The organism is Thalassospira sp. HF15, from assembly GCF_011806525.1.
Classification (GTDB): Bacteria; Pseudomonadota; Alphaproteobacteria; order Rhodospirillales; family Thalassospiraceae; genus Thalassospira.
Map to the genome: position 1 here is coordinate 437,903 of NZ_JAAVKI010000002.1, position 12,396 is coordinate 450,298.

Sequence of the window (12,396 nt, forward strand, 5' to 3'; positions counted from 1 at the left end):
TGCTGTTCAGATCTGTTTGCTGCACTCAGCCATTGAGGAAACCGACGATTTCCTTGACCTCTTTGAGGATCGGCTGGGCGATGGCATTTGCACGTTCTGCACCCTTGGCCAGAACAGAATCGATATAGGCCGGATCGGCATTCAGACGTGCCATTTCCTCGGTGATCGGTGCCAGATTTTCGACAACCACGTCGGTCAGCGCCTGTTTGAAGCCAGAGAACTGCGTGCCACCGTGTTCTGCCAGAACCGCGTCGACCGTGCTGTCGGTGAGGGCTGCATAGATTGTGATCAGGTTCTTGGCTTCCGGGCGGCCTTCAAGACCGGCGGCTTCGCTTGGCAGCGGTTCCGGATCGGTTTTGGCCTTGCGGATCTTTTTGGTCAGCGTATCGGCATCATCGGTCATGTTGATGCGCGACATGTCCGATGCCTCGGACTTCGACATCTTTTTCGACCCGTCACGCAGCGACATCACACGTGTTGCCGGACCCAGAATCAGCGGTTCAGGCTGCGGGAAGAAGCCTTCGACCTCGTAATCGGTGTTGAACTTGAGCGCGATGTCACGTGCCAGTTCAAGATGCTGCTTCTGATCTTCGCCAACCGGCACATGGGTTGCCTTATAGGCCAGAATGTCAGCTGCCATCAGGCTCGGATAGGCATACAGGCCGAGGGATGCGTTTTCACGATGCTTGCCTGCCTTTTCCTTGAACTGGGTCATGCGGTTCATCCAGCCGATGCGCGCAACACAGTTGAAGATCCAGGCCAGTTCGGCATGGGCGGAAACCTGGCTTTGGTTAAACAGCACCTGATTGTCCGGGTCGATGCCCGAGGCGATCATGCTGGCGGCCAGTTCGCGAATGTTGGAACGCAGTTCCTTGGGGTCTTGCCAGACCGTGATGGCATGCATATCGACCACGCAGAAGATGCATTCATATTTCTTCTGCAATTCGACCCAGTTGCGGATCGCGCCAAGATAGTTGCCAAGGTGAAGGTTACCGGTGGGCTGAGCGCCCGAAAACACACGTTCCATAACGTCGTCGTCCATTTCAATTTATGTTTAACAGGGCCTGCATACTCCGCCAGGTTTTGGACACCCGCCGGCGGACGAGCATGCAAGCAAACAGCGCGCGAGTTTAGGGTCTGGCCCGATTTGGTCAAGCTGCTTGTCAGGAAACGAGCCGATTAATTGCAATCAGGCGGGTTTTCCGCGTTTCAAAGTACTTTTGAGTTCGGAAAAGCTGGTTGCGCCAAGCAGTTGGGCAGCAATCGCATAGACCGCCATGCCGCCGCCAACACAGATCGCCATGGTGATGATCCGCGTGATCGAAAGCGCGTCATTTTGCCAAAAGGCATCAATGGCAAACCAAAGGGCCGAGCCCATAAGGGCTGATGCAAGCAGGATACGCGGAACCCGTTTGAGCAGGCGGGCATCAAATTCCAAATCCCCGCGTCGGCGCAACAGGAAGCCCAGCGACATCGCATTGACCCAGACCGAGACAGAGGTCGCCGCGGCAATGCCAAGATGCCCGAACCACGGCATCAGTACCACGATCAGAATGATGTTGAGCACCATACAGGAAATGCCAATCCGGATCGGTGTCTTGGTGTCTTCGCGCGCAAAGAAGCCCGGCGCCAACACCTTGACCAGAACCGAGGCCGGCAGGCCAAAGGCAAACACGGTCAGCGCCATGCCCGTCATAAGCGTTTCTTCCGCCCCGAACGCACCGCGTTCAAACAGAACATTGATCACCGGCAGACCCATAACACCAAGGGCAACGGCGGCCGGAAGGGTCAGAAGCAGGGCGATCTCAATGCCGCGATTCTGGCTATACATCGCGGTTTTTGGATCATCGCCCTGTAACTGGCGCGAAAGCGTCGGCAACAGGGCGGTGCCAATGGCAATGCCAATCACGCCAAGCGGGAGCTGTTGCACGCGATCAGCATAGTAAAGCCAGGAAACCGCCCCGTCAGACACAAGCGAGGCCAGCATGGTATCGATCAGTAGGTTAATCTGATAGACGCCCGCACCAATCATGCCGGGGACCATGCGTTTGCCCAGAAGCTTGATGCGGTCATCAATACGCGGCAGCTGCCATTTGATGGCAAAACCGGCCCGTTTGCAGGCAATTACCAGCATCAGGAACTGCGCCACCCCGGCAATCGCGACCCCCCATGCCAAGGCGTGAGCCGGGGTTTCGGTGATCGGTGTCAGGCCAAGCAATGCGCCAATCAGACAGATATTGAGAATGATCGGCGCAGCCGCGGCGGCGGCATAACGATGAAGCGTGTTCATTACGCCCGACATCAGGGCGACGGCGGATATAAAGGCAAGATACGGGAAGGTGATGCGCGACAGTTCGATGGCAAGTGCGAACTTTTCAGGGTTTTCGGCAAAGCCCGGGGCAAAGACATACATCGCCCACGGCATCAGGATTTCGATGATTGCCACCAGAAAACCGGTGATCAGGACCAGCATCGACATGGCACGTGCGGCAAATTCACGCGCCGCGTCCAGTCCGCGTTTTTCAATGTCGCCAGCCAGAAGCGGAATGAAGGCAGCGGAAAACGCGCCTTCGCCAAACAGGCGGCGAAACAGATTGGGAAACTTGAACGCAACAAAGAACGCATCGGCCATGCCGCCAGCACCGAGCATTCCGGCAATCAGAATGTCGCGGCAAAATCCCAGAAGGCGGGAGAGCAGGGTAAAGCCACTTACCGTGGCGATAGAGCGGACAAGCGACATGCGTTGGCATTCCGTCGTTAAGTTTCATCACAGCTGCTGGTTTTCTGGCGGTGATGACGTGCGATTGCGGTATTTTCAGGCCCAAAGCAGAGAAATCTGACAGCCGAAGGTGAAAATAGTCGTAATTTTGGATCCTAAACCGGCGGCGTATATCGCATTTTTGTGAAAGTAGTTGAATTAGGTGATTTTTTTGGGGTCCCTGTGACAACCGTCACAGAAAAACAGTTGCTGAAGCCTCATATTCTGACTCGCTGAGGATTCGTTGGGACGCGAGCCTCAATATCTGACGGACGGGGAACACAGGGATCCACCTCAACCTGCTGCACTCCGAGGATTTCGACACCGTGGTTAACAGGTCACGTTGTCGGGTTTGGTTTTACCCTTCCCTGTCCGTCACTATTTCCAAGAAATAACACGAGCACTGTACCGGCCAAATCGGCTGGAACAGCCGGATCCGATCCATACCGTGGCGTTGCTGATGGTAGCGCATGGGTATTGGATCGATCCGGGTTGTTTGCGTCTGGAACGCTTGTCGAAGGGAATCAGTCGTTGCGAATCGCCTGGGTCAGGGTTTCCTTGACCTGGACGAACTTTGTGCGGCTGTCGATTTTAAGCCCGAACACATCCTTGACATAGAAGACGTCAACCGCGCGCTCGCCAAAGGTGGAAATCCGGGCCGAGGCGATCTGCATGGAAAGATCGCGCAAGGCGCGCGTGATGTCATAGAGCAATCCCAACCGGTCGCGGGCGGTGATTTCAATCACGGTGTGGGTGCGGCTGGCCTTGTTGTCGATAATGACATTCGGTTCGACCTTGAAGACCGCCGTGCGGTGCTTGTTGTCCTTGGTCTGGCGACGTTCGATTTCCTGACTGGGGCGAATCTGTCCGGAAATGACCTTTTCAAGGGTTTCACGCAGGCGTTCGAGTTTGGCGGTGTCGTTAAACGCCTCGTCATTGGTGTCCTGGACAAAGAACGTATCAAGCGCCATGCCATCGGCCAGGGTCAGGATCTTTGCATCGACCACGTTGGCCCCGCACAGCGCCATGGCGCCGGCAATCTGGGAAAACAGGCCGGGATGGTCAGTGGTGTGGACCGTTATTTCGGTGGCATCAATTTCGGTATCAATGCGGACATCAATGGTGATGTCGGCCCCGGATTTGCGCGCCTCGTGGGTCAGATGGGCATGGTGGACGTGAATGTCGGTATCAAAGCTCAGCCAATAGGATGGATATCCGCGTTCGATAAAGTCCTCGATATCCTTTTCCGGCCAGTCTTTCAGCGCGTCACGCAGGGCGGCCTGAGCGTTGGCGACACGCGAATCGCGGCTATCGGCATTAAGACCGCCTGACAGCATATCATCGGTGGCATAATAAAGTTCGCGCAGAAGGGTGGCCTTCCAGCCGTTCCAGACATTGGGGCCGACTGCACGGATGTCCGCCACCGTCAGGCACAGCAACAGGCGCAGGCGTTCCTGGGATTGCACCAGATCGGCAAAGGCGCGAATGGTGCTGGGATCATTTAGGTCACGCTTGAACGCCGTCAGGCTCATCCACAGATGTGCCTTGACAAGCCAGGCGACGGTTTCGGTGTCTGCCGGGGACAGGCCCAGACGCGGGCACAGTTTTTCGGCAACTTCGGCACCCAGTTCGGAATGATCGCCGCCACGACCCTTGGCAATGTCATGGAGCAATACCGCGACATACAGCACGCGCCGCGAAATGACCTGCCCCATGATACGGGTCGCCACAGGGGCGTCTTCGGCCAGTTCGCCGGTTTCGATCTGATTGAGGATGCCAATGGCGCGGATCGTATGCTCGTCCACGGTGTAGGTGTGGTACATGTCATACTGCATCTGGGCGACAACCCGGCCGAAATCGGGGATGAAGCGACCAAGAACACCGGCCTCGTTCATCTTGCGGAGCACTACATCCGGACTGTCACGCTGGGTGAGGATTTCAAGGAAGACCTCGTTGGCGTCGGGATCGTTTTGCAGCTTGTGATCAACATATTTCAGGCTTTGCGTCACCCAACGCAGCGTTTCAGGGTGAATGCCAACCCCGTTCTGATGGGCAACCAGAAACAGGCGCAAAATCTTGATCGGGTCATTCTTGAAAACATCAAGGCTTTCGACGGTCAGACGATCATTGCGCAGTTCAAACCCGTCAATTTCCTTGGTGCCAAACAGCTTGCCCGGAAAACGGATCAGCGGGCGGCGCTGGTGGCTTTCTTCAAGGGCGGCGCAGAAAATGCGCGTCAGGTTACCGACATGCTTCACCATCAGATAATAGTGCTTCATGAAGCGTTCGACACCGGACGCCCCGGCATGGTCGGTATAGCCAAGCCGTTCGGCGATTTCGCGCTGCATGTCAAAGGTCAGACGGTCTTCTTCACGGTCTGAGAGATAATGCAACCAGCAGCGCACCGCCCAGAGGAAGTTCTGCGCTTTCAGAAAGCCGCGCGCTTCCTTGCGGGTCAGCACCTTGAGATCGACCAGCTCCATCGGGGAGTTGACGCGATAAAGGTATTTGCCGATCCAGAACAGCGTATGGAGATCGCGCAAACCGCCCTTGCCATCCTTGACGTTTGGTTCGACCACATAGCGCGAGTCCCCCATGCGGGTGTGGCGCTCGTCACGTTCGCCAAGCTTCTTTTCGATGAACTCGATGCCACTGCCCTTGACCAGCTCTTCCATGAAGCGGGTACGAAACAGTTTATAGGTTTCCTCATCGCCCCAGACAAAGCGGCTTTCAAGCAGGTTGGTGCGAATGGTGATGTCCTGTTTGCCCATGCGCAGGCAATCATCGACCGAGCGCGTCGCATGACCGACCTTAAGCCCGAGATCCCACAACATATACAGAATGAATTCGACGACCTGTTCGCCATTGGCGGTCTGTTTGTAGGGAAACAGAAACAGGATATCGACGTCCGAATGCGGCGCCATGTCACCACGGCCATACCCCCCGACGGCGACCACTGACATGCGTTGCTCGTTGGTCGGATTGTGCAGCGGATATTCAAACTTGGTGGCAAAATCATGGATCAGACGCACGATCTGATCCATCAGAAAGCTGTTGGAAAAGACCGTATCCTGCCCGGAATTGCTTTCTTCAAAGCGGGCCCGAATGACGGAACGCCCGGCCTCAAGCACCGATTTCAGTTTGTTGAGTACTGCTGTGCGCTGTTTGAAGCTTTTCAGGGCCGGATCGTTTGCAATGGCCTCAAGCTCGGCAAAGACCTTTTTGCGGTCAATGATTTCGCGCTGCTTCTTGATCTTGTAGGTCACGTTGATCGGTTTCCTCGGCCCTGGCATTCGGTCTGTCGGCGACAGGGTTTATATATCAATTTTCTTAACAGTTGCCGCACCATAGCGACAATTTCATCCTTCTGCACCTACCCAGATAACAGGCGCTTGAGTGATATGGGGACAAGCAACCGGTTTTGCAGGGTGATCAGCCCTTAAGGGTTTGCAGCCGATAGAGCGCATCAAGGGCTTCGCGCGGGGTCATGTTATCGGGATCAAGATCGGCCACCGCATCCAGAACTGCCTTTTGGCCGTCGGAAAGGGCCGGGGTGTTGGCGCGTTCTTCCCTGGCGGCCTGTTCAATCGCCACTGCAAACAACGGCAGGTCTTCGGCAAGTTTGGAAACCGCACCACCCTGTTCGCCTTTTTCCAGAGTCTTGAGGACCTGTTCGGCACGCTTGATCACCGGTTTTGGCAGGCCAGCCAGCTGGGCGACGTGAATGCCATACGATCGATCCGCACTGCCGGCACCGACTTCATGGAGGAAGACAACCTCGCCCTGCCATTCCTTGATCAGCATGGTGTGGCAGGACAGGTGGGCAAGCTTGGCGGCAAGGGCGGTCAGTTCGTGATAGTGGGTGGCAAACAGCCCACGGCATTTGTTGATTTCATGCAGATTTTCAACCACCGCCCAGGCAATCGACAATCCATCAAAGGTCGCAGTCCCACGGCCGATTTCATCAAGAATGACCAAGGAACGATCGGTTGCCTGATTAAGGATCGATGCGGTTTCGACCATTTCAACCATGAAGGTTGATCGCCCGCGGGCAAGGTCATCGGCCGCACCGACGCGCGAAAACAGCCGGTCAATCACACCGATATGCGCCTTCGCCGCCGGAACAAAGGCGCCGATCTGGGCCAGAACCGCAATCAGGGCGTTCTGGCGCAGGAAGGTCGATTTACCGGCCATGTTCGGACCGGTGATCAGCCACAGGCTTTGTTCATCTTCAAGGCGGCAGTCATTGGCAACAAACGGCGCATCGCCATTTTCACGCAAGGCGGCTTCGACCACCGGATGGCGACCGGCCTTGATGTCAAATGCAAGGCTGTTATCAATTGTCGGGCGAATGCATCCCTGATCACGTGCGAGTTCTGCAAGGGCTGCCGAAACATCAAGCCCCGCCAGGGCGGCTGCGCATTTGGCGATGTCATCGGCCTTGGCCAGAACCGCCTGAACCAGTTCTTCAAACAGTTCAAGTTCAAGAGCCAACGCCTGATCACCGGCCTTGGAAACCTTGCTTTCAAGTTCGGACAGCTCGACCGTGGTAAAGCGCACCGCATTGGCCATGGTCTGGCGGTGAATAAACTCATCCATTTCCATCATCTTGTCGGCCATTTTGGCCGACACTTCGATGAAATAGCCAAGTACGTTGTTGTGCTTGACCTTAAGGTTGGTGATCCCGGTCTGTTCGGTATAACGCGCCTGCAGATTGGCGATCAGCTTTTTGCTTTCGCTTGAAAGCATACGCAGTTCATCAAGCGGCGGGTGATAGCCGCCGGCAATGAAGCCACCATCGCGCGCCAGAAGCGGCAGGCTTTCGGCTATGGCCCAGCGCAACAGATCAATCAGGTCGCCATGATGGCCCATCATGGTCAAATGATCAGAAAGCGCTTCGGGCTGCGCGGTCAGGCCGTCATTGCCGCCATCGGGCTTGTTCAAAAGGTTGCCGATGGCAAAGGCGCAGGACAACCCATCGCGCATCGCGGCCAGATCGCGCGGACCGCCACGCCCGACCGACAGGCGCGAAAGCGCGCGTTCGATATCGGGGCATTCACCAAGGGCGGCGCGCAGGTCTGATCGCAACCCATCGCGATCATGGAAATATTCCACCAGATCAAGGCGCTTGTTGACGTCATCGGCATTGGTCAGTGGTGCTGACAGGCGGGCGGCCAACAAACGTGCGCCAGCCCCGGTACGGGTGCGATCAATGACCGATAGCAGTGATCCCTTGCGTTCGCCTGACTGGGTCTGGATCAGTTCCAGTGACCGACGCGTCGCGGCATCGATTTCCATCGCTGCCCCTTCGGCCACACGGGTCGGCGGGGCAAGGCGGGGCATCTGGCCCTTTTGGGTCAGTTCGACATAATCAATCAGCGCCCCGGCGGCAGAAAGTTCGGCCACTTCAAAGCCGCCAAAGGCATCAAGGGCCTCGACCTCATAAAGCTTTTTAAGGCGCAATTGGGCATTTTCGGCATCAAAGCGTGCGGTCGGCTGCGGGGTAATGATGTTTTTATATTCGGCATAGATGTCGAAAACCTCGGATCGGTTCAGCATCTTTTCCGAAAACAGGATCTCACCCGGATCAAGCCGGGCGAGTGCTGCCCCAAGGCCCGCCATATCACACGGTTGAACAAAGAAATCGCCGGTCGACATATCAAGCCAGGCGAGGCCGATCTTGCCGCGCACTTCCGAAACGGCGGCCAGATAGTTATGGCGCCGTGCATCCAGCAGGCTGTCTTCGGTAAGGGTTCCCGGCGTGATCAGGCGGACCACACCGCGCTTGACCACGGATTTGGCACCGCGTTTTTTGGCTTCTGCCGGATCTTCCATCTGTTCACAGACAGCGACCCGGAACCCTTTGCGGATCAGACGTTGCAGATAGGTTTCGTGACTATGGACGGGAACACCGGCCATGGGAATTTCGTTACCCTGATGCTTGCCGCGTTTTGTCAGGGCAATATCAAGGGCTTCGGCGGCTTTGACCGCATCGTCAAAGAACAGCTCGTAGAAATCGCCCATCCGATAAAACAGCAGGCAGTCCTGATACTGTTCCTTGATTTCAAGGAACTGCATCATCATCGGTGTCGCGCCATCCTTGGAAAAAGAAGGTGCTGTCGGTGTGGTATCGGATGTATCGGCGATCTGGTTCATGATGACTTGATAGCAAACCCTGAGTGCAAAGACGAGAGCAGGAAACTGGCGGGGTAATAAAACTTGATCTATGCCATTGCAACGCCTGAATTTCTGCGAAATATATAAGGGTACGGATCAATACCCAAACACCGGCTTCGGTGACAGAATAACAGTGAGCAAGGAGCGTACAAAATGGCAGAAGAACAAACCATCCCGCAGGCACCGGAATTGGTCGGACTGTTTGACACCAAGGACGGTTTCGATGCGGCGATGCATGCGCTTCGTGATGCCGGGTTTGAGCGCACCGATCTGTCGGTTTTGAGCTCCCACGAGTCCATTGATGTCGCTGGCAAGGATGGCCGGTCCTGGTCGGATGTGCTGACGGCACTGGTCGGTGAAACCAAATATGAAGTGCCGCTGGTGGCATCGGGTGCGATTGCGCTGTTTGGTGGTGCGGCAACAGCGGCAGCGGCCCTTGCGGTGGGGGCTGGCGTGGGTGCGGTGGCCCTTCGCGAATTTATCGAAGAAGTGACGTCGACCCCGCATACCGAGGATTTTGCCCGTGCAGTCGATGCCGGATCGGTCATCCTTTGGGTGCGCATTGATCCCGACCATGACGGTGCAGAAGCCAAGGCACGCGCGATCCTTGAAAAGAATGGTGCGACCAACATCCATCTGCATATGCCGAAATAAGCTGCCAACGGCCTGCAGCAGAGTCTGGCGCGTAAACACGACTTTGATAGTTGCAGATGCAGGAATGCGGGGGCCTTAGCCCCCGTTTTTCGTATCATGGAAAGTTCATGCCCCGGCAATAGTCCCGTTCTGGTGTGCACGGCACAATAGCAAAGCTATTCTGCCCGGCGATTTGCGGGCGTGCGATTATATCCCTGAAAAATCATGTCCTATTGCCGATCATGGTGGTGTGATTGACCGATCATTTCGGTGAAACGGGCAGAATGTCAGCATCAAAAGTGCTGGTTCGGGCGAAGATGTTGCGTCGCAACATACAGAAAACGCTACGTAATTTTGCGGTTGCCGTTAACGTCGCCTTTGACCCGGGACCCGAAGCCTGATTTATTGTGCGGTTCGACATGACGGTCCCACACCGGAAATTTGTCGATCAGGAAAATCAGGACTTCAAAAACAAAACAGACCGAACAGGTTGCTTTCCATCTCATCACGTAAGCGTCAGTGAAAAAACACAATGTCAGATACAGAAATCAAGGTTCGTGACCGCGAAGCGCTGCTGTTTCATTCCAGCGGCCGCCCCGGCAAAATCGAAATCACCGCATCCAAACCGCTGACCACTCAGCGCGACCTCTCGCTCGCCTATTCACCGGGTGTTGCGGTGCCGTGTCTTGAAATCGCCAAGAACCCGGCGACGGCCTATGATTACACCTCCAAGGGCAACATCGTTGCGGTCATTTCCAACGGTACTGCCGTTCTGGGCCTTGGCAATCTTGGCGCGCTGGCCTCCAAGCCGGTAATGGAAGGCAAGGCGGTTCTGTTCAAACGCTTTGCGGATGTTGATGGCTTTGATCTTGAGGTTTCGACCGAGGATGTCGACGAGTTCGTTAATTGCGTGCGCTTCCTTGGTGCATCATTCGGCGGGATCAACCTTGAAGACATCAAGGCGCCGGAATGCTTCATCATTGAACAGCGCCTGCGTGAAGTCATGGACATTCCGGTGTTCCATGATGACCAGCATGGCACGGCGATTATTGCCGCATCCGGTCTGATCAATGCCTGTGACCTGACGGGTCGCAAACTTGAAGATATCAAACTTGTCATCAATGGTGCCGGTGCGGCGGCCATTGCGTGTTGTGAGCTGGTCAAAAGCATGGGTGTTGCCCATGACAACGTGATCATGTGTGACTCGCGCGGGGTCATCTACAAGGGCCGTGAAGACGGCATGAACCAGTGGAAATCGGCCCATGCGGCGGATACCGATGCGCGCACCCTTGATGATGCAATGGATGGGGCAGATGCCTTCTTTGGCCTGTCGGTCAAGGGTGCGGTGACCTCGGCGATGGTCAAAAGCATGGCCAAACAGCCGATCATCTTTGCCATGGCCAACCCGGATCCGGAAATCAGCCCGGAAGATGTTGCTTCTATTCGTGATGATGCGATTTGCGCGACCGGGCGTTCGGACTATCCCAACCAGATCAACAACGTGTTGGGCTTCCCCTATATCTTCCGCGGTGCGCTTGATGTTCAGGCATCAACGATCAACGAGGACATGAAGATTGCTGCTGCGCAGGCGGTGGCGTCGCTCGCACGCGAAGACGTGCCTGATGAAGTGGCTGCGGCCTATTCCGGGCGTCGTTTGCAATATGGTCCGGAATATATCATCCCGGCCCCGTTTGACCCGCGTCTGATCATGGCGGTGCCCAAGGCAGTTGCACAGGCTGCCATGGATAGCGGTGTCGCGCGTCGTCCGATCATTGACATGGAAGAATATGAAAACCAGCTGCGTGGTCGTCTGGATCCGACTGCCGCACACTTGCAGCTGATTTCCGATTATGTCCGCGCGCATCCGAAACGCATCGCCTTTGCCGAGGGCGAGGAAGAAACCGTGATCCGTGCTGCGGTGGCCTATCGCAACTCGGGCTATGGCACGCCAATCCTGATCGGGCGTGAAGACCGCATTCAGGAAAGTGCCACCAAGCTTGGTATCGAAAGCCTGGAAGGTGTTGAAATCAGCAACGCGGCCCTTTCCGAGCACAACACGGAATATGCCGAGTTCATGTATGAACGCATGCAGCGCAAGGGCTATTTGTGGCGCGATTGCCAGCGCATGGTGAACCAGAAGCGTAACGTGTTTGCGTCCCTGATGGTGGCCAAGGGCCATGCCGACGGTTTGATCACCGGTTTGACCCGGAACTTCAATCGCAGCTTTACCGATATCGCCAGCGTGATTGACGCCAAAGAGGGTGAAATCCCGATGGGGCTGTCGATTGCGATTGCCAAGGGCCGTACGGTGTTCATCGCTGATACGCGTGTCCATAACGTGCCCAACGCCGAAGAACTGGCCGAGATCGCCATTCAGGCGGCCGAGAAGGCCCGTCAGATGGGTCATGAGCCACGTGTGGCGATGGTTTCGCACTCGACGTTTGGCAACCCCTATAGCGAGGATACCGACCGTATCCGTGAAGCTGTCGGCATTCTTGAAAAAAGCAATGTTGATTTCGAGTTTGACGGGGATATGGCGGTTGATGTCGCACTCGATACCGAGCTTCTGAAGCTTTATCCGTTCTGCCGCCTTTCGGGTCCTGCCAACGTTCTGGTCATGCCGGCCCTGCATGCGGCGACGACGGCCTCCAAACTGCTTGATAAGCTTGGTGGTGGCACGGTGGTCGGTCCGGTGATGATCGGCATGGAAAAACCGGCCCAGATTGCCCAGATGGGCGCGACCGTGAACGATCTGGTCAACTTGGCCGCCCTTGCTGCGCACGAGGCAGAGCACGGCTAAGCCGTCCTGAAACCAAAGATCAAAAAGG

The 12,396-nt window shown here is 56.0% G+C and carries 6 protein-coding genes; 2 read left to right on the plus strand and 4 right to left on the minus strand.

The window, feature by feature from the left end; all coding sequences use genetic code 11:
* Positions 1–25: 25 nt before the first annotated feature.
* From trpS to mutS, 4 genes are all read right to left on the minus strand, one after another.
* Positions 26–1,027 (minus strand): tryptophan--tRNA ligase, encoded by a 1,002-nt coding sequence (trpS, locus tag HED22_RS05600; RefSeq protein ID WP_167720406.1) that lies wholly within the window; start codon positions 1,025–1,027, stop codon positions 26–28.
* Between the two features lie 162 nt (positions 1,028–1,189).
* The gene (gene murJ, locus HED22_RS05605; RefSeq protein ID WP_167719991.1) at positions 1,190–2,740 is read right to left on the minus strand and encodes a murein biosynthesis integral membrane protein MurJ; all 1,551 of its coding nucleotides are present in this window, start codon (positions 2,738–2,740) and stop codon (positions 1,190–1,192) included.
* A gap of 542 nt (positions 2,741–3,282) precedes the next feature.
* Positions 3,283–6,024 (minus strand): [protein-PII] uridylyltransferase, encoded by a 2,742-nt coding sequence (locus tag HED22_RS05610; protein WP_167719993.1) that lies wholly within the window; start codon positions 6,022–6,024, stop codon positions 3,283–3,285.
* Positions 6,025–6,190: 166 nt separating this feature from the next.
* Positions 6,191–8,914 (minus strand): DNA mismatch repair protein MutS, encoded by a 2,724-nt coding sequence (gene mutS / locus HED22_RS05615; RefSeq protein ID WP_167719995.1) that lies wholly within the window; start codon positions 8,912–8,914, stop codon positions 6,191–6,193.
* A 174-nt stretch (positions 8,915–9,088) separates the two neighbouring features.
* Here mutS and HED22_RS05620 point away from each other — a divergent pair, with 174 nt between their 5' ends.
* A complete protein-coding gene (locus tag HED22_RS05620) occupies positions 9,089–9,589 on the plus strand; it encodes a hypothetical protein (RefSeq protein WP_167719997.1) in 501 nt (166 codons plus the stop codon).
* A 511-nt stretch (positions 9,590–10,100) separates the two neighbouring features.
* Positions 10,101–12,368: an NADP-dependent malic enzyme gene (locus HED22_RS05625; protein WP_167719999.1), complete on the plus strand. Its 2,268-nt coding sequence runs from the start codon at positions 10,101–10,103 to the stop codon at positions 12,366–12,368.
* Positions 12,369–12,396: the final 28 nt, after the last annotated feature.

Excerpts from the sequence above, each read along its gene's own strand:
- murJ (WP_167719991.1), bottom strand. The coding sequence starts at position 2,740 with ATGTCGCTTGTCCGCTCTATCGCCACGGTAAGTGGCTTTACCCTGCTC.
- HED22_RS05625 (WP_167719999.1), top strand. The coding sequence starts at position 10,101 with ATGTCAGATACAGAAATCAAGGTTCGTGACCGCGAAGCGCTGCTGTTT.
- HED22_RS05620 (WP_167719997.1), top strand. The coding sequence starts at position 9,089 with ATGGCAGAAGAACAAACCATCCCGCAGGCACCGGAATTGGTCGGACTG.
- mutS (WP_167719995.1), bottom strand. The coding sequence starts at position 8,914 with ATGAACCAGATCGCCGATACATCCGATACCACACCGACAGCACCTTCT.
- trpS (WP_167720406.1), bottom strand. The coding sequence starts at position 1,027 with ATGGAACGTGTGTTTTCGGGCGCTCAGCCCACCGGTAACCTTCACCTT.